Origin of the sequence: Methylotenera sp. L2L1 (assembly GCF_000744605.1) — a bacterium.
In the GTDB taxonomy this organism is placed as follows: Bacteria; Pseudomonadota; Gammaproteobacteria; order Burkholderiales; family Methylophilaceae; genus Methylotenera.
Window position 1 is genome coordinate 1,910,995 of sequence record NZ_JQMG01000001.1, and the last position, 18,284, is coordinate 1,929,278.

General features: G+C 42.1%; 15 protein-coding genes and 1 tRNA gene. 9 read left to right on the plus strand and 7 right to left on the minus strand.

From position 1 onward, the window contains the following. Positions 1-47: 47 nt before the first annotated feature. The 5 genes from FG24_RS09100 to FG24_RS09120 are packed head-to-tail and all read left to right on the plus strand — an operon-like array spanning position 48 to position 4,648. Positions 48-1,088, plus strand: a complete 1,041-nt coding sequence (locus FG24_RS09100; protein ID WP_036302743.1) for an ATP-grasp domain-containing protein — start codon at positions 48-50, stop codon at positions 1,086-1,088. Next, positions 1,085-2,137 carry a hydantoinase/oxoprolinase family protein gene (locus tag FG24_RS09105; RefSeq protein ID WP_036302745.1) on the plus strand — a complete coding sequence of 351 codons (1,053 nt, stop codon included), beginning with the start codon at positions 1,085-1,087 and terminating at the stop codon, positions 2,135-2,137. The genes FG24_RS09100 and FG24_RS09105 overlap by 4 nt, the downstream gene beginning before the upstream one ends. Further along, positions 2,134-3,561: an aminodeoxychorismate synthase component I gene (pabB, locus tag FG24_RS09110; RefSeq protein WP_036302747.1), complete on the plus strand. Its 1,428-nt coding sequence runs from the start codon at positions 2,134-2,136 to the stop codon at positions 3,559-3,561. Before FG24_RS09105 ends, pabB begins: the two co-directional genes overlap by 4 nt. 34 nt (positions 3,562-3,595) lie before the next feature. After that, positions 3,596-4,243, plus strand: coding sequence for a uridylate kinase (locus FG24_RS09115; protein ID WP_036302749.1), 648 nt, complete (start codon positions 3,596-3,598; stop codon positions 4,241-4,243). Positions 4,244-4,267: 24 nt separating this feature from the next. Next, a complete protein-coding gene (locus tag FG24_RS09120) occupies positions 4,268-4,648 on the plus strand; it encodes a 4a-hydroxytetrahydrobiopterin dehydratase (protein WP_036302751.1) in 381 nt (126 codons plus the stop codon). 2 nt (positions 4,649-4,650) lie between these two features. Here the strand turns inward: FG24_RS09120 and FG24_RS09125 are convergent, their stop codons facing one another. The 4 genes from FG24_RS09125 to FG24_RS09140 all read right to left on the minus strand — a co-directional run bounded on the left by FG24_RS09125 (position 4,651) and on the right by FG24_RS09140 (position 10,764). Then, entirely contained in the window at positions 4,651-7,782 is a 3,132-nt protein-coding gene (locus tag FG24_RS09125; protein ID WP_036302753.1) for an efflux RND transporter permease subunit, read from the minus strand. A gap of 149 nt (positions 7,783-7,931) precedes the next feature. Next, entirely contained in the window at positions 7,932-8,996 is a 1,065-nt protein-coding gene (locus FG24_RS09130; protein ID WP_036302754.1) for an efflux RND transporter periplasmic adaptor subunit, read from the minus strand. A 44-nt stretch (positions 8,997-9,040) separates the two neighbouring features. Further along, positions 9,041-10,486, minus strand: coding sequence for a TolC family protein (locus FG24_RS09135; RefSeq protein WP_036302756.1), 1,446 nt, complete (start codon positions 10,484-10,486; stop codon positions 9,041-9,043). A 29-nt stretch (positions 10,487-10,515) separates the two neighbouring features. Beyond that, on the minus strand, positions 10,516-10,764 hold the full coding sequence (locus tag FG24_RS09140) for a hypothetical protein (RefSeq protein WP_019898180.1): 249 nt from the start codon (positions 10,762-10,764) through the stop codon (positions 10,516-10,518). A 207-nt stretch (positions 10,765-10,971) separates the two neighbouring features. Here FG24_RS09140 and FG24_RS09145 point away from each other — a divergent pair. After that, a tRNA-Leu gene (locus FG24_RS09145) sits at positions 10,972-11,056 on the plus strand. Positions 11,057-11,222: 166 nt separating this feature from the next. On the opposite strand, the gene FG24_RS09150 is transcribed toward FG24_RS09145, so the two are convergent. The 3 genes from FG24_RS09150 to FG24_RS09160 form a co-directional block, all read right to left on the minus strand. Beyond that, positions 11,223-12,248, minus strand: coding sequence for a P63C domain-containing protein (locus tag FG24_RS09150; protein ID WP_051901499.1), 1,026 nt, complete (start codon positions 12,246-12,248; stop codon positions 11,223-11,225). Positions 12,249-12,848: 600 nt separating this feature from the next. Further along, positions 12,849-14,204 carry a HAMP domain-containing sensor histidine kinase gene (locus tag FG24_RS09155; RefSeq protein WP_235189750.1) on the minus strand — a complete coding sequence of 452 codons (1,356 nt, stop codon included), beginning with the start codon at positions 14,202-14,204 and terminating at the stop codon, positions 12,849-12,851. A gap of 19 nt (positions 14,205-14,223) precedes the next feature. Continuing rightward, a complete protein-coding gene (locus FG24_RS09160) occupies positions 14,224-14,934 on the minus strand; it encodes a response regulator transcription factor (protein WP_036302761.1) in 711 nt (236 codons plus the stop codon). A gap of 197 nt (positions 14,935-15,131) precedes the next feature. On the opposite strand from FG24_RS09160, the gene FG24_RS09165 reads away from it, so the two are divergent. From FG24_RS09165 to clpP, 3 genes are all read left to right on the plus strand, one after another. Beyond that, on the plus strand, positions 15,132-15,662 hold the full coding sequence (locus tag FG24_RS09165; protein WP_036302763.1) for a Spy/CpxP family protein refolding chaperone: 531 nt from the start codon (positions 15,132-15,134) through the stop codon (positions 15,660-15,662). A gap of 628 nt (positions 15,663-16,290) precedes the next feature. Continuing rightward, entirely contained in the window at positions 16,291-17,595 is a 1,305-nt protein-coding gene (tig, locus tag FG24_RS09170) for a trigger factor (RefSeq protein ID WP_036302765.1), read from the plus strand. Next, positions 17,596-18,240, plus strand: coding sequence for an ATP-dependent Clp endopeptidase proteolytic subunit ClpP (gene clpP, locus FG24_RS09175; RefSeq protein WP_036302766.1), 645 nt, complete (start codon positions 17,596-17,598; stop codon positions 18,238-18,240). The last annotated feature ends 44 nt before the right edge of the window (positions 18,241-18,284 follow it).

Sequence of the window (18,284 nt, forward strand, 5' to 3'; positions counted from 1 at the left end):
TCTGCTGACGCAGGAAGCTTGCCAAACTATGTAATTAAAAAGGAATTTTGATCATCGAGTCATTAAAAAAAATATTAGTCTGTGAGTTTATTACAGGCGGAGGTTTAAGTGCAGAAGTGCTGCCTGAGTCATTGGTGAATGAAGGCTCGCTCATGCGGGATGCTTTGTTGCACCATTTAGCTGACATGAGTCAATTTGAAATTGTGACATTACATGATGCTAGGCTTACACCATCTCCATTAGCAAGTCACAGCGTTGAAGTAAGTGCTGGGCAATTTAATCATGTATTTACTGAAACACTGGGGACAGTGGAGTTGGTGTGGCTAATTGCCCCAGAAACCAATGGCGTTTTGCTTGAGTTAAGTGAGTTGTGTTATGCGAGCCATGAAAAAGGTGCGCTGTTCTTGGGTTGCGGTTTTGATTCCACCTTAATTGGTACCAGTAAAACGTTGTGCTGCGAAGCATTACAACAAGCGAATATTCACACCTTGCCTGTGTATGCAGGTGAAGACCTCATGCAAGAGGAATATCAAGTCCTAGGCGCACAAGATATCAAGCAATGGGTCGCGAAGCCAGAAGATGGCGCTGGTTGTGAAGGGATTCGGTTATTTGATTCATTAGATGACTTAAAGGGTTGGATTGCGCAGGATGAGCGATACCTCTCCTATCTAGCTCAGCCATATCAAGCAGGAGTAACTGCTAGTTTCTCTATGTTGTGTCGCAATGGTAAGGCTTGGTTGCTCAGCTGTAATCAGCAACATATCGAGCATGATGGTAGCCATTTTAAATTAACAGGGATTACGATTAATGGCATGTCAGCCTACTGGCAGCGCTTCGAAACGATAGCGAGGAAAATTGCCAAGATGTTGCCAGATGCATTAGGTTATATTGGTGTGGATGTGATTGTGGACACAGAAAATGCCAATAAAATTTATGTAATCGAAATTAACCCACGCTTGACTACAAGCTATGTAGGGTTGGAGCAGGCCTTGGATTATAATCCTGCTAAGTTGATTTTGGATTGTGTGTTAAATGATAAGTTCTCTATGCCGAATTTAGCTAAAAAGCAGGTTGCAATTAAACTATGAGTCAAAAACGTATGATGGGTTGGGATGTAGGTGGCGCGCATCTTAAAGCCGTGTTAATTAATGACCATGGGCACGTGTTGGATGCAAAGCAGGTCTATTGCCCATTGTGGAGAGGCATCAATGAGCTGGAGTCTGCAATAGATAGTATTTTGGTAGAGATGCATGCTGAATCACACGCGGTGACGATGACCGGTGAGCTTGCTGATATATTCCCAGACCGCCGCAATGGTGTGTTGGAAATTTCGCAGACAATGCAGCGTAAACTTAGTATGGGTAAACGTGATGTCGTCATTGAGTTCTTTGCTGGTGATAAAGGGTTTGTTGGCATAGATGCAGTAGAACAAGTGACGGGCGATATTGCCTCGATGAACTGGTTGGCGAGTGTCCATTTTTTAGCAAAAAAAGTACCGCAGGCGATTTTTATCGATATTGGCAGTACGACGACCGATATCGCGTTAGTGTGTGATGGTAAGCCACAGGTGCAAGGTGTCACGGATGCGACACGCATGCAGTTTGATGAGTTGGTTTATACTGGGGTAGTACGTACGCCTTTAATGGCTTTAGCCCAAAAAATTCCATTCTCTGGGCAATTGGTGAATATTGCCGCTGAACATTTTGCTACCACAGCAGATGTTTACACATTAACAGGCGATTTAACGCCAAGTGACAATATGGCAGATACCGCAGATGGTGCTGATAAGAATGTTGCATCCAGTGCACGCCGCATAGCAAGAATGATAGGATGGGATGCACAAGAGGCACCCTTGAGCGCATGGGTGAAACTGGCTGATGCGTTTAAACATGCGCAGCTTAACCTTGTACGGCAGGCTGTGTTAACAAAACTGTCATCTGAACAAGAGAGTAACGCTGACCTGCAATTGATTGGTGCTGGTGCCGGTGAGTTTTTAACAGTGTCTCTTGCACAGCAATTAGGTATCCAATATCGCTCAGTGAGTGATTTTATTTCTGCAGAAAGTATATTGATTAAGAATATGGCAAAGGTTTGTTTCCCAGCATTTGCAGTCGCTTCGCTAGGGCTGTCTAAATGAGTTTTTTAGAGCATCAGTTGCAGTATCGAACGGATAGTGCGCAATATTTTGCACGCATCGCACATATGCCTTGGGCGATGTTCTTAGATAGTGGCCAGTTGCTAGACCCTTTGACGGGTAAGGCAGGTAGCCAATATGGGCATTATGATATTTTGGTTGCTAAACCATTCATGACATTCTCTACTCGTGCTGAGCATACTGAAGTGGTGAAGCATAATGAAAAGTACATATCAACGGAAGATCCATTCAAGTTAATCAACGAGGCTTTAACACCGTTACGGGCAACTAAGTCAGCGTGGCCATTTACAGGCGGTGCGGTTGGCTATTTTGGGTATGACTTAGCTAGACGGTTAGAAAAATTGGAAAGTATTGCCGCAAATGACGGTTTAGTCCCCGATATGCAGATTGGTATTTATGACTGGGCTATCGTAGTGGATCATCGCAATAAGTCCGCGCATTTGGTTTCAAACGGTTTTGATAATAAAACGCATGAAGAGTGGGTGTCGTTGTGTGCCTTATTTGATAAGGTAGATGAAGTGGATGCTGTGCAACCAGCCCAATTTGAAGTGACCTCTGCTGTTCATTCAAATATGGATAAAAGAGCCTACGCCACCGCTTTTAATGCAATCCAGACCTATATCCATGAGGGGGATTGTTATCAAGTGAATCTTGCACAGCGATTTTCAGCCTCTGCTCGTGGAGATGCATGGCGTTTTTATCAAAAGTTAAGAGAAGTAAGCCCTGCACCTTTCATGGCATATATGAATTTTGGCGATATGCAGGTGGTTTCTGGCTCTCCTGAGCGATTTTTACAAGTAGCAGATGGACATGTGGAGACACGACCTATTAAGGGCACTAGGCCGCGCGCAGAAGATGCTGAACAAGACGCACAATATGCAAAAGAGCTACAAGAGAGCATCAAAGATAGAGCTGAAAATCTCATGATTGTCGATTTGCTACGAAATGACATTAGTAAAAATTGTGTCACCGGCTCGGTCAAGGCAAACAACCTTTTTCAGTTGCAGAGTTTTGCGAATGTGCATCATTTGGTGAGTATCGTCACGGGTGAGTTGCAGGTACATAAAACGGCAATCGATTTATTGCGAGGGTGTTTTCCTGGCGGATCGATCACTGGGGCACCAAAGTTGCGGTCCATGCAGATTATTGAGGAGCTGGAACCACATCGGCGTGGTGTATATTGCGGCGCGATTGGTTATATAGGTTTTGATGGCAATATGGATACTAATATTGCCATACGCACGGCGGTTTATGTGGCAAACAAAGAGGGTGATGGTGAAATTAGTTTTTATGCTGGCGGCGGGATTGTTGCAGATTCAGATGTAGAGAGGGAATATGTGGAAACTTGGGATAAAGCCTCCAGTATGTTGAAAGTGGTGGCGTGCTTTAGTCACAAGGCCGATTAACAGTAAGCCCTCGCTTAAAATCAAGGGGTCGTATATGTGGGTGGTTAAATTAGGGGGTAGTTTGTTAGGCTCGCCTGAGCTACCGCGTTGGTTAGACATGCTGGTTAAAATCAGCGATGGTAAAGTGATTATTGTGCCTGGCGGTAGTGTGTTTGCTGATGCGGTGCGTGAAGCACAGCAACGTACGGGTGTTGACGATACCGTTGCACATCACCTAGCTTTGCTTGCCATGGATCAGTTTGGATTACTGCTGACCGGAATCAATAGCCGATTAGTTACTGCTAGCAGCGAGTTAGAGCTTGCCGAACGCGGTTGGCAGCATAGGGCGATTGTATGGCTGCCGAGTAAAATGGTGCTAGCCGATGACGTCATTTCTAAAAACTGGCAAGTGACTTCTGATAGCTTAAGTGCATGGTTAGCAAAAAAAATTGGTGCAGAGCGCTTGTTGCTGGTGAAGTCTAAGCCGTTGAGTGCCTATGCAAATTCAACATCGGTATTATTACAAACCTTAGTAAATGATACTTTAGTGGATGAAGCATTTGGGGATTATTGCCTAGCACAACACTTCCAGACTTATGTAGTGCATAAAGCAAATTATGATGCTGTTGAGCCAATCTTGAGCAAGCGTCGTATGGATGACCAGAGCGTTGCTACAGAAAATGTATTACTTATTCATCATTAAGTTAGTCAATTAAAAGAAAGATTCATGATGTCTTCTCTCCCAGTATTTTCTGAACAAGAAATTGAGGCCAAGTTATCCGCAGAGCTACCACATTGGTACTTAGAAAATGGCTGGATACGGCGTAAATATAAAACCAGTGGCTGGAAGGCTACATTAATGGTTGTGAATACTGTTGGACATTTGGCAGAGGCTGCATGGCATCACCCAGATTTAACGGTTTCTTATGCGTTTGTGATTGTGAAGTTATGCACGCATGATGCGAAAGGTATTACCGAAAAAGACTTTGAGTTGGCTAAGAAAATTGAGGCTGTCATTGCGTGGCAACCAGCCAAAGAGGGCGGGGCTTTGACCGGTACACCAAACGAGGATGCTAGGTTTAAATATATTAAATATGAAGATACGTAGTTTTAGACCTGCTTACTGCGTTCAAACTTTCCAAAATGCAGCATTATTGTTGGTAGTATAAGTAAGTTGAGTATCGTGGATGTGACCAATCCACCGACAATAATGGTCGCCATTGGCCCTTCGATTTCTCGTCCTGGCTGGCCACTGCCAACGGCTAATGGTAAAAGGCCAAGAGCGGTCACTAATGCGGTCATGAGAATAGAGGGTAAGCGTTCTGAAGCACCGCGGATGCAGGTTTCTAAGCCCCACACACAATTTTCTTTATCAACTAAATGCTGGAAGTGTGACACCATCATAATCGAGTTGCGTAAAGTAATGCCAAATAACGTAACAAAGCCGACCAGTGAACCCAGTGAGATCCATCCGCCTGTGAACATGACAGCTAGCACACCGCCAATCAGTGCGAAAGGTAAATTGACAAAGGTGAGGAGTAAGTTTCGTAAGCGCCCAAACGCGATATACAGCATTAAAAATACACTAACCCCAGCTAATGCGGATTGTAAAATCAGTTTTTCTCTAGATTTTGAATTAGCTTCTGCCGCGCCAGTGAACTCTAAGTAAGTCCCCTGTGATAACGTTAGCTCTGAATTCAGCCGGGTTTTAAGTTCTTTGGTAAATGTGTCAATATCGCGTCCGACTACATTTGCAGTGACCGTTTGAATACGTTTAGCGCCAGCGTGAAGTATTTTTGAGCGGCCGTTTTCCTGCACAATATCTGCAACATCCCGTAATCTAAATAACTTCCCTTCGGCATTAAATAGCGGGAGATTACCCGCTTCTTGCACGTCATCTCTTGCTTCTAAATCTAACACAACGCTAACACCAATCACCCGATTACCCTCATACACTTGTGTAATAGGTACACCTTCATAAGCTGCACGAATATTGTCTAAAACATCGGTAGGATATAAGCCAAGTTGTGCCATTTTTTCTGGGCGCAAGCGCACAACCAGCTGCGGCGTACCTGGCGGCGATTGCACTGCAACATCTTGGGCACCTTCAATATCATTTAGAATCTTTGCAATGTTGTTAGCATCGCTATCTAGTGTGTCCAGATTTTGTCCGTAAACATTCACCACTGTAGAGGCAGCATAGCCAGAAATTGTTTCCTCAATACGTTCGGTTAAAAAAGTATTAATGGCAAAATTGACACCGACAAATCCTGTTTCTGCAATACCATCTCCATCACGGTCGGCCTCTTCACCAGAAAGTTCCTCTCTAATTTCAGTCAGGATACGTCTCTGCTCCTGCCCTGAAATAGCGCCAATTTCAATTTCAAATTCGCTATAGTGGGTGCCAAAAGTATCTGCACCATTCGGTGCGCGTCCCACCCATTGGGTCACTGACTTTACGCCATCAATCTTACGAATGATGGCAGATACTTTTTTACCGATACGCAATGACTCCTGTTCGGATGTACCAGGCACGGCGGTCATATGCATGATGTAATGCCCTTCATGTAATGCGGGTATGAACTGACTCTTAAACAAGGGCAGGGTGCCTAGACCAATTGCGATTAAAACGAAGCTACTGACGATAATTACTTTGTAGTGCCTATCAATTTTTACCAGTGCTTTTACATATACTTTCTTGATAGCATGAATCAACGGTGGATCTTTATCATCTAGCGTAGCACTACCTAGCATCATGTAACATAAAGCTGGCGTGAGTGTGAGGGCTACAAAAAGGGATGCCATGATTGCGGCAATGTAAGCCACGCCCAAAGGCGCGAACAGTTTTCCGGCTACTCCGCCTAATGTGAGTAATGGTAAGAACACCAATGCCACAATGAACGTTGCATACACGACAGAGTTACGCACTTCCATTGATGCATTAAATACCACTTGATAGGTCGCTAAGGGTTGATCAAGTAGGCGATTTTCACGTAAGCGTCTAAAAATGTTTTCAGTGTCGATAATTGCGTCATCCACCACTTCACCAAGTGCAATGGCTAAGCCACCCAAGACCATAATATTTAAACCGATATTAAAGTAGCTCATCACAACAATGGCGGTTAACAGCGACAATGGAATTGCTGTGGCTGAGATAAAAGCAGTGCGTACGTTAAATAAAAATAAAAAGAGTATGGTAATGACTAATACCGAGCCAATTAAAATATCAGTACGCACACCATCTACGGCCACTTCAATAAAGTTAGCCGGTCTGAACAAGCCGTTGTGTAGCGTGATTTGTTCCGCGATTAAATTAGGCTCGAGTTCCTTTAGCGCGCGTTCAATATCACGTGTAACACCGTGCGTATTGGCGCCAAGTTGGCCTTGTACCGAGAGATATACACCAGTTTCTTCATTAATCGCTGCGGCGCTAATAGATGGTGCTGCACCATCAACAACTTTGCCAATGTCGCCAAGCCTAATGGTTTGTCCATTTTTATGTAGCAACGTTACCAGTGCGAGTTTTTGAGGAGTCGTCGATTGCCCTTCAGTGTTGATGATAATACGTTGGTTCTTATTTTCGATATAGCCACTGCCACGAACGCCAGTCGCTTTCCTGACAGCTTCTTCTACTTGCAATAATGAGATGCCGTAGCGAATCATTTTTTCTGGGTCAACCTGCACCTGTAGCTGCCTCACCTTGCCACCAAATACATTCACATCGGCTACGCCCGGAATTGCTAGTAAATGTGGCACAATTGTCCAATCTACCATGGTGCGGACTTCAGTTAGGGTGCGGGTTTTTGATGTGAGGCCAAACCCAAGCACTGTACTGGCTGATGAGGTGAGCGGCGTGATGTTAGGCGTGATGCCTTGCGGTAGTTTATTGGTTAAGGTTGAAATACGCTCTGCAATCACTTGGCGATTACGGTAGATATCAGTTTCTTCATCAAAAATAATCGTTACAATCGACAAGCCAGGGATGGACTGCGAGCGCATGCTCTCAATGCCAACAGTGCCAGCCACGCTGGTTTCAATCGGTTGCGTGACTAAATTCTCAACTAGCTCGGCAGACAAACCTGGGGATTCTGTTTGAATCACAATTTGTGTTGGTGCAAACTCAGGAAATACATCAAGATTGCTACGCGTAAGGCTAAACATACCATAGACGATAATGAGCGTGGCTAAACCAATAATCACCCCACTAAAGCGGATTGAAAAGCGAACTAAGGCTTGCATCATAATGAGAAAGTCTCACGTGTTGTTGGGGTGCAATATAAATGATGATGGCTCTGAGCTGAGCATATTGTTCGCATTGCTAATCCCTTGTTTTCAGCGTCATTGTTAATTGGCTGCATTGTTTTTATTAGAACTAAGGCTAAAACTTCAATTTAATCATCGTTTTCGTTCATGATTTGTGATTTGAACTCTTCTGATAGCAGTAACTGAGCGCCGCTGATGACAACCTCGTCATTGGCTTTTAGATGGCCTTGATAGAACCAGCCATCCTCTACTTCTATGTCGGTATGGATTGGTTTGCGGCTAAACTGATCAGCACCAGTTTTTTGATAAACCCAAGGCTTGCCAGCGTACCAAATGATGGCATTGTTAGGCACAATCACACCGTTACTTTTTTTACTAGATGTGGCTGTCGTCGCATTAATTTGCATGCCCGCGCGTAACTCACTAGTTACTGCGTGGTAAAAATAAGTTTTCCCTTGAATGGTCGTGTTGGTGATGGGTGCAGGTGAAATATAGTCTGCACGCATTGTGTGCGATGGTGCAGCTGTAGGCGCAATCATAATACTGCTATTTGATTTTGGTTCAGCAGCATCAAAAGGTAGCGTTGTTTGAATCAATACTTTTTTGTTTGAAATCAACGCCTGCAATAAGTCACTGGTTTTGGGGTTGATTGCGTGTTGCGCTAGTGTATCTCCCCACTGTTGGCGTATGCTGTCGGCAATATTTTTGGCATTAGATTCTGCTGCTGCGATTTTTGTTTCGTCAGACCTGGTGTTAGCTGCCGCTGCTGCAACCACTTTGTCCGATACATTCTTATTGTCTTGATTCAACGTTTTAAAGCGCTCTAGTTCACTTTTGTTGTGGTTGAACGTAGCCCTTAAAACATCAATTTCTGATTTTACTGCTAGATAACGATTACGCAATTCAATCAGGCTATCAATACTCACAACGTTACCATAAGTGCTGATGCTTGCTTGATGAGAACTAGCCTTGAGCGGTGACGTCAAAATATCACTTTGTTTTTGTGCGGCAGGGCTAATGCTGATGATGGTCGCACCATCTTTATCCGCGACACGGTTAATTGTTTCAATTTCTTCTTCAGATTGTTCTGACATAGCTTCAAATTCATCTTTGCCATAAAAGACCAATAGCCAAAACAACATGACGATTAAAAAAGCTTGCAAGCCAATAATAATGGCAAGTTTTCGATTCATTCAGTTTGTCTCCATCGCACAGCCTAATTTAATACCAGAGCCAATCAATCGGTGCTTACTGCATTAAAAGCGGTTGGTCTAATGCTCTGATTCTTGAGTGGTTGTTGTAAAGTGTTTTCGAGATTATTAATCGATGTATGCATTTGGAAATTAGCCAGAACTAGATTTTTTTCTGACATCAGCTCTTCCAGCTTCGCTATGGTTAACTCTAATCTATCGATTTCACCAGAAGTAAAAAGGCTTTGCATGCGTTTGGTATTATCTTGTTGGAGTGCATACAGTCTTTGATTGTCTGTCAGTGACTGCTGTGTTTGCATCAATTTAGCGCGTGCGGTATGTGCCTCGTTAATGACGCTGCTTTGTAAAGACTCGAACTGGGCAGCCTCTACTTCACGTAATTGCTTAGCCTCAGCAATTGCAAATTTGTTCTTATTAATGAAAGTCATCAGGCTAGATAAGCCTAATGACCACACTTTACTACCAAATTCATAGGTATAAGATGGGCTAATCGTAATGTTAGGATATTGTTTTGCAATTTCTAGCTTTAGCCTGCTTTCAGCCTGTGCGTAACGCTCCAGTGCAACTCGCAGATCTAAACGATTCAATAAGGCTTTTGATTGAACATCTGTTGCTAAACTTTGCTGCGCTGCAGCTATGACGGCATCAGGAGTGGGACTTTCCGCAAAAGCCATTTGCTGCACCTGACTTAAAGGTAACCCTAAGTTGTTTGCTAGCTTTGCAGTCAGAACACCTTTATTTTGTTGTTGCGCATTTAGCGCTGCGTTGGTTGCTTGGAGTAAAAGTTTTGAATAGCTTAATTCAATTTTAGAGGCAAGGCCTAAGTCTTGCCGTTTCTGATATAGGTCAACAATTTCTTGCCGATAGGTTAATTCTTTTGACAACGCACGGAGCTGGGCTTGGTTAAGTTGCAGCTCATAATAGGTAGCGGCAACTTGCGTGCGTAAGTTCCACGCAGTTTGCGCGATTTCCAGTTTGGCTGATTCAGATAAGTGCTGTGCATTTTCTATGCGAATATTGCGTTTATTAGCTGTTTCAATCGGAATGTCGATACTTAAGTTATAAGTATATGGGCTGATATCTTCATTCGCGTTGTCACCTTTGCCATAACTGCCGCTAATATTGGGCAATGGTCTAGCACCTGCACTCGATTGTGAAGCTTCAGCAGCGCGCCATTGCGCACGTGCAACATCTAAACTGGGGTGGAAGAAAAGTGAACAATAAGTGAGTTCATCTAAACCCCAATGCGTAATAGGAAAAGTGTTAAGTTGGTAATTGTTATAAGCTAAATATTGCTTGAATCGTTCACTGTCAGGGGTTTTATTCTCAAATTTTTGAATAACAGCTTGCTGGTCAATCGGTTTGGCGATGTATTCAAGAAAGCCACACGAAGATAATGCTAATGGTAAGCATACAAGCCATAGGCTTGTATGTAGAGATTGAAATCTAACTTTGCTATAGATGAATGACATGCGCTAATTGAGTTAGTGAGGCTTTTAAACTAACTTACAATTTCAGCGTGTACGGCATCCAATGCATCTTGTAGCGTTTCTTCACTTAAACTATTAATGGATGTCGCGAGAATATCAGCCGCTTCAACCGTAGAAATAGGCAAGTTATGGCTATCCATTTCAGCAATAAGCCCAGCAGCAACGCCAGCAATCTTTAATAAAGCTTGTCGCTCGCGCATTAAGAGCTCAAGCTCTGTGCGTAGCATATTGATTTCGTTTTGATTGATTGTATTTGGCATATTGATTAACTTTTATTGATAGAATGAGTATAGTGCTAAGCACATTTTCGCACAATCATTGACTGCTCTGCTAGTTATTCAACATTAAAAATGATAGTCGAAAAATAAAACATCATATTTTTGTGATTATCTCTTTTCGGAATGAGATAAGTTCGCTACAATAGCGACCTTGTTTGAACGGCAGTATTTTTAAGTCGTAAACTACCTGCGAGAGTGGCGGAATTGGTAGACGCACTGGATTTAGGTTCCAGCGCCGTAAGGCGTGAGAGTTCGAGTCTCTCCTTTCGCACCATCAAAAAAAATTCCCTAATAAATCAATTGCTTAATAGATTTATTAGGGAATTCATATTTAATAAAAAATAATTAACTAATTGATTTAATTGAAATTATTTTCTTACCTTTTGTCTTTTTCTTACTCTATTCTAACTGTAAATCCTACTACTTTCTAACTATTGTCCTTATTTATTAGTTGGGTCGTAGTTTGGGAAAAGTGGAATAGTTGCTCCTTTTTTTGGCAAAATATCGTCCATCATGCTAATAAAGTGATTCCATTTGTTCCCAGTCTTGTTCAAGCACGCTCTTTGTAATGCAAGTATAGTAAACATTTGAGCTGAAAATAATTTATCACCAACTTCATCATTTAACCATTGATGGTGCTTATGGGTTCTATAGCCTTTTTCATTTTTTGGATTTCTTGCGTTTAGCTCTTCTTTAAGCCCGGGAATTAAACGTTCCCAAACTAAATCGTTTGTATATGTACCTACAACGCTGTAACGATTTTTAGTCATTCCAGGCCACTCCCAATCTTTGAGCTTGTATATATTTTCGTAAAACTCATCAGGGAATCTTTTGAACCATACGGCTAAGTCTTTTTTGAGAACTTGATCAAAATAATTTCTAAGTCCATCAGCTGGTCTTAAGTTTTGATACCCAGTAGCTTCATCAATTAAAGCAACAATACCGGTTTTTGCCAGACCACGCATTATTAGTTCACATTGTGCAGCGATTATGCTCTGTCTAGCAGTTTTAAGTAGTCCGGCACTTCTTGCTTCAAGCATACCTTCACAAATATCAACAAGCATCTCTGCGTTAAATCCAGAAATTAACTTACCTTTGAATCTACGTTTTTTTGGACTGAAGTGGTCCGGTGATTTATCTTTGTAAATCATCGGGTTAAGTTTTGAGTTGTTTAAAAGCCTAGTTAATCTTGACCCGGGCTTCTGAGACTTTGGCGTTTCTTCATCAACAATTTTTAGAATATCTTGCATGCCACGACCGGCTATTAAACGTTCTCCATCGTCAGTTACATAGCAATCAACCTCAACTCCGCCGAGAGTGAGTTTTGCTCCTAATAGAACGCTAGGAATGTTTTTATCCCACCTAGCATCAGCTCCCTTTTTAGCAATTTCACTTTTTTCTATATCAGAAAGCGATTCAGCCCTCGCTTTTCCACCTTTTGACTTAGAAGAGTTGTTATCAGTCATTGCTTGCTCCTTTTTTAGATATGCTTGCGATTTAATACAATAGCAAGCATTTTTGTATTTTTCAATATATGCTTGCTATTATTTATCTTAAAAATTTTAATTTAACCTAAACCACAAAGTCAGCCACAAAGTTTAATTGCATTAATAGTTTCAACAATCATTCACTTAATTCTATATTTTTGATTTTTGATAACCATTTTTATGGGATGTATTTTTTACTATTTTTCTTACCATTACGCTTGTTAGCCGCGTCAATGCTTGATGGTTGAGTCTCTCCTTTCGCACCAAAAAGCATTAAAATCAATATTGTTGATTTTAATGCTTTTTTTTGCTATTTTGACTCTTAGTTTAAGTGGTGTAGGTTTATTAGCGCTTATGAAGTGCGACCTATATGAAGCCTTACTTAGAGGGGCGGGTAACTTCCTAGCTTATCGATACTAATCGTTTAGTGTGCACAGCTTATGTTCACAATATCAAGATGAGTGGAAGAGTGTGGTCACATAAGTGTTGAAAAGGCTTAGTCACACATTGCGCTGCAAATTAGCATCGCGCACCGCAATCAGTGCGCTATTTAGGATGGTTTTGGTTCTTAGAATGAGTTTAAGTGACTGAATATGGTAGTGATATTTCAACACAAAATCCTTGAGGGATAGTATTTTTTGCTAGCGCGTGCCCACCATGTGCTTCGATAACCTGTTTTGTAATGGCTAGCCCAACCCCGTGACCAACTGTCTGGCTACCAGAGTTCCCCCTGATAAAAGGTTTGAATATATCTTCTAACTCAAGTGTGTCAACTCCGTCACCTTGATCTGTAACGGCAATATAGATTTGCTGATTTTCGATACTTTTACTGCAAGCGATATTAATTTCACTGTCATTCGGACCATATTTAATGGCATTACGCACTACATTCTCAATTGCTCGATACAATAAATCAGGTTGTCCATGTAGGGTGTAGTCATTATCTAGCGACATGCATAGTTTCATATTTTTTGATGCCGCCTCAAACTGAGCATCTTCAATAATACTGTGCATCAACTGGTTTAACGCTAGCGTCTCTTTTTTGATTTGAACCGCACCAGACTCTAATCTAGACAGCGTTAATAATTCACCCACTAATCCATCCATACGATTAGCTTCTAATGTAATGCGATCAAGAAACTCTGCAATCTTTTGAGGGCTTTGCCTTACCAAGCCAAGTGCCATTTGTATTCTTGCAAGTGGTGAACGCAACTCATGGGAAATGTGATGCAATAGTTTGGTTTGGCTTTGTAGTAGGCTCTCTAGACGAGAGGCCATTGCATCGAAGTCGTGCCCCAAATCTGAAAGTTCATCGCGACGCCCACCCATTGCATTTGCCACACGTACATCTAGCTTGCCATGTGATGCTTGTTCAAAGGCCGTGCGTAGTATGTTGATTGGTTTTGAGAAGTACCAAGCGAGTAATGCAGCAAATATCAAGCTGACAACAATACCGCCTAGAACTGGCATTAAGGGGAATCTTCCACTTGCTTTACGAGACGCGCCTTTGTAAAGCTTTATTTCTGCTGGGCGCGGTGCGAGAGAGTAGCTACGGCTATCATCAGGCACAAATAACAGAAACGATTGACCATTGCTCAATTTAATTTGTTTAGCGTGCCGCTGGTGCATGTCATCTTCAGCTAATGCCATTGCCACATCAAAACTTGTTTTTTTGTAGCTGCGATTTAGCAGCTCTTTGCCGTTGTTGTCTATCGCTAGTAATTGGAGAACAGGGCGCTTTTGCCAGTTCTGCAGTAAATTTTTCAGGCCATCTATACCACCAAATTGTAAGGTGGACGCGGCAGCTTCTACCAGAGATCGCGCAGAAGGGGACGTTTCCACGCCTGTGTTTTGAAGGTCTTCATGGCGGTGCTGTAACCAAATTGCAACACTTACACCAATGACCGCAGTGAGCTGAGCCACAAGGAGAAACATGAAGAATTTCCAAAAGAGCCTACTCATGATGATTTGATGCCTGTGCTTTAATGAGTTGATAGCCCATACGATACACTGTTTGAATGCAGTCTCGCCCGTCATTAAGTGTGCCGATTTTTTGCCTGATACTACTCATGTGAACATCGATGCTACGATCAAATCTTGCGAGTGGTTTGCCCATCCCTTGCTGCGATAGCTCTTTCTTGCTGACTACTTGACCAGCGTTTTTAGCCAGTACCTCTAGTAGATTATATTCGGTGCTTGTCAGGTTTACGGTGTTGCCACTCAGTTCAACACGGCGCTGTTCAGGCCAGATGGTGAGGTCGCCTATGTTCAGCTCTTTTTCACTATGCATATTATCTTGTGCAGGCTGTGTTCTGCGCAGTATTGCACGTATGCGCGCAGTGAGCTCTCGTGGTGTGCAGGGTTTGGGTACATAATCATCTGCGCCTAGCTCTAGGCCAAAAAAACGATCAGACTCATCACCTCTTGCGGTGAGCATAATAATAGGAATGTGACTTGTTTTACGAATGATTCCTAATGTCTCAATCCCATTCATTTTAGGCATCATGACATCAAGCACAACAAGATTAAATTGATTGCTAAGTGCCAGTTGTGCGCCTGTAATGCCATCACTTGCGGTGGCTACGTCAAAGCCTTCCATGCATAAAAACTCTTTAAGCATGGCAGTGAGTTCAACATCATCATCAATTAATAGTATTTTGTTCATCATGACAAGTTTGAATGATTATTTAAGATGCACATCATAGCGATGACCTTCTAGTAGCGACAGTGGTGTTGTGATGGATTTACGTAACTTTACGTTTGCTTAACCTGTATTTACAAGCAGTACATGCACAATGCAATTGTCATTTGATTGGATGTTTCAACCATGATGCTTAAATATTACCTACTAGGAGGCTTTAAATGAAAATCACTACCCCTTTGTTAGCACTAGCATTTGCTGCAATGACTATCCCATTATCTTCTCATGCTGATTCTGGAAAGCACTCACGTTGCCATCAGCATGCAGCTAGCTCACATGAGTCAGGAAAGCTATCTCATGAAGGATTTGGGCGAGGTGTTCCACCGCATCTGGCCGCATTAAACTTATCTGAAAGCCAGCAAGACAAAGTGTTTGAATTGATGCATTCACAGATGCCTAAAACGAGGCAAGCTGAAAAACAGCGACATCAACTAATGAGTGAGCTGCATAAACTTTCAAATTCTGGCAGCTTCGATGAAGCTAAGGCAAAACAAATTTCAGAGAAATTGGCGGTCATTGAAAAAGACGGCGTGTTAAATCGTGCCGCTATTAACAATCAGGTTTATCAGATTCTAACACCGGAGCAACGCAAGCAGTTGGATGAAATTAAACCGCGTCAGGAAGGTGGTTTTAGTAAAAGCAGATTCGAAAAACATCAGCACCATGCTAAAAAAATAGAGCGAACACTATAGTCTTTATAGTGTTTCGTAAAGTGGCCCGAGCCTGAAGGTAGTGAGTTAATTGTAATCATTTAACAATTAGGTGAAGGCCTTTTAATGGCTAGTTCAATTGACAAAGTGTGTTGTTAGTATATTAGGCGTGTTAATACATATGAATAATAGATGCTACTTTATACATTATTAATGGTCTGGTTGGTTTTATGTGAAGCTTAGTTTAGCTGTGCGCATATCTGAGCTCATTAAGCAGAAAACACGATTGAAGCACGTGGTCTAGATAATCTTGTTTGCTGAGCGCGTAAAATTCTTGCGAGTACCAAATGATCCTGAATTTATATATGTTTTTATCTTCTTATTTCATCTAGACTTGATGGGTTTTCTTGTGTAACATCCACAGTCTTTCAACCTTAATTGTTTACAGATGTTTGGAAATTTCCAAGTGATTTACTTGGCTTTGTTAAAAACATTTAGCGGCAACTAGGTTACAGACGTTAAAGACTAGCTTTACATCTTGGCACTATACGGTGCATAGATAGCGACAGCTTTTTCGCCACCCCTTTACTTTATCAATAGCATGATTGTAAGTGGCGCTCATAACGAGTGTTAATTTATGGTGTGCAGTTAAGAAATTAGGAATGACAGCATGGCTCTGAATGTTGAAACCCTCAGCAACCTTGAACGTAGAATTTCTATTAGCGTTCCTTTGCAACCGCTAGAGGCGCAAATTAAACAAAGATTAAATCAAGTTGCACGTACTGCAAAATTCTCTGGTTTTAGACCAGGTAAAGCTCCTATGGGGTTGGTTAACCAACATTACGGCAATCAAGTGCGTGATGAGGTTTACTCAGCAGCTGTAGAAAAAAGCTTTGGTGAAGCTGTAGATGAAGCAAAGTTACGTGTTGCAGGCTTCCCTAACATTCAACACAAACCATTTGATGCTGCATCAGAAGCTTTAGAATACACTGCAACTTTTGAAGTGTTCCCAGAAGTTGTGGTTGGTGACTTATCAAAAGTTAAAATCGAACGTCCAGTACTTGAAGTTGGCGAAGCTGACGTTAAAAAGACACTAGATGTTTTAGTGAAACAACGCGTACAGTTTGAGCCAGTTAAACGTGCAGCTAAAAAAGGCGATCGCGTTAATGTAACGTTAAAAGCCTTTATCGATGGTGAAGAAGTTGAGTCTACAGGCGACAATGGTATCGATTTGGTGCTAGGTGAAGCTGGACGTATGGCTACATTTGACGATGAATTAATCGGCGGTAAAACCGGCGCTACTAAAAAATTCGATATTACTTACCCAGAAGACCACAACCCTGCACAATTAGCAGGTAAAGCAGTTGGTTATGAAGTAACCTTCGTTTCAGTTTCTCAACCAGTATTGCCAGAAATCGATGCGGACTTTGCAAAAAGCTTAGGCGTTGAAGATGGTGATGTTGAAAAAATGAAAGCTGAAGTTGCAGAGAGCTTGAAGCAAGAAGTTGCTAAACGCGTCAGCGCAAAATTGAAAGAACAAGTATTCCAAGCTTTGGTTGAGTCAGCTGATTTTGAAGTTCCACGCATCTTGCTAGAAACTGAAATCAATCGCATGATGCAAACTACTGAGCAAAATCTAAAACAACGCGGTGCAGATTTAGCTAATATTCAGTTAGAGCCTGCAATGTTTGAAGATCAGGCAAAACGCAGCACTAAACTACGCCTGTTACTTGGCGAGTTGATTAACACTAATGGCCTACATGCAAATGCAGACCAAGTGCGTGCAATGGTTGATGTGTTCTCACAAAGCTTTGAGCGTCCAGCTGACGTAGTAACTTGGTACTATGCTGACCACAAACGTTTAGATGAACCTGCTGCATTAGCAACTGAAGAGAACGCAGTGAGCTGGGTGTTGTCTCAAGCTAAGGTAAGTGATAAAAAAGTTAAATTTGATGATCTAATGGGAAACGCGTAAATGAATAAGCACCTGCAACCTCAAGCTCAATCTGAATTAATCACCACTGGGTTGGGATATATCCCTATGGTGATTGAGCAAAGTGGTCGCGGTGAGCGTTCATTTGATATCTACTCGCGCTTGTTAAAAGAGCGCGTGATTTTTCTGGTTGGCCCTGTTAACGACATGTCTGCAAACCTAGTGGTTGCGCAGCTGTTGTTTCTAGAGGCAGAGAATCCAGATAAAGATATTTCGCTCTACATTAACTCACCAGGTGGGTCAGTGACTGCCGGTATGTCTATTTATGACACGATGCAGTTTATTAAGCCAGATGTGAGTACTTTGTGTATCGGTCAAGCTGCAAGTATGGGTGCGTTTTTATTAGCGGCCGGTGCGAAAGACAAGCGTTATAGCTTACCAAACTCTCGCATCATGATTCATCAGCCTTCTGGTGGTTTCCAAGGCCAGTCATCTGATATTGAGATTCATGCGAAAGAGATTCTTTACTTACGTGCGAAACTAAACGATATCTTGGCGCATCACACTGGTAGAACGGCTGAAGAAATCGACCGTGATACAGAGCGTGACAACTTTATGAGTGCAGAGCAATCTGTGGCTTATGGGTTAATTGATAAAGTAATTGGCAGCCGCAACGAAGCTGCTTAAGCGATTTTGATGATATTTGGGTTTGTATTTAGAGATAGACCCAT

Bases quoted from the DNA above. Each gene is read 5' to 3' on its own strand.
- FG24_RS09105 (WP_036302745.1), top strand. From the start codon at position 1,085: ATGAGTCAAAAACGTATGATGGGTTGGGATGTAGGTGGCGCGCATCTT.
- pabB (WP_036302747.1), top strand. From the start codon at position 2,134: ATGAGTTTTTTAGAGCATCAGTTGCAGTATCGAACGGATAGTGCGCAA.
- FG24_RS09115 (WP_036302749.1), top strand. From the start codon at position 3,596: ATGTGGGTGGTTAAATTAGGGGGTAGTTTGTTAGGCTCGCCTGAGCTA.
- FG24_RS09120 (WP_036302751.1), top strand. From the start codon at position 4,268: ATGATGTCTTCTCTCCCAGTATTTTCTGAACAAGAAATTGAGGCCAAG.
- FG24_RS09125 (WP_036302753.1), bottom strand. From the start codon at position 7,782: ATGATGCAAGCCTTAGTTCGCTTTTCAATCCGCTTTAGTGGGGTGATT.
- FG24_RS09130 (WP_036302754.1), bottom strand. From the start codon at position 8,996: ATGAATCGAAAACTTGCCATTATTATTGGCTTGCAAGCTTTTTTAATC.
- FG24_RS09135 (WP_036302756.1), bottom strand. From the start codon at position 10,486: ATGTCATTCATCTATAGCAAAGTTAGATTTCAATCTCTACATACAAGC.
- FG24_RS09140 (WP_019898180.1), bottom strand. From the start codon at position 10,764: ATGCCAAATACAATCAATCAAAACGAAATCAATATGCTACGCACAGAG.
- FG24_RS09150 (WP_051901499.1), bottom strand. From the start codon at position 12,248: ATGACTGATAACAACTCTTCTAAGTCAAAAGGTGGAAAAGCGAGGGCT.
- FG24_RS09155 (WP_235189750.1), bottom strand. From the start codon at position 14,204: ATGTTTCTCCTTGTGGCTCAGCTCACTGCGGTCATTGGTGTAAGTGTT.
- FG24_RS09160 (WP_036302761.1), bottom strand. From the start codon at position 14,934: ATGAACAAAATACTATTAATTGATGATGATGTTGAACTCACTGCCATG.
- FG24_RS09165 (WP_036302763.1), top strand. From the start codon at position 15,132: ATGAAAATCACTACCCCTTTGTTAGCACTAGCATTTGCTGCAATGACT.
- tig (WP_036302765.1), top strand. From the start codon at position 16,291: ATGGCTCTGAATGTTGAAACCCTCAGCAACCTTGAACGTAGAATTTCT.
- clpP (WP_036302766.1), top strand. From the start codon at position 17,596: ATGAATAAGCACCTGCAACCTCAAGCTCAATCTGAATTAATCACCACT.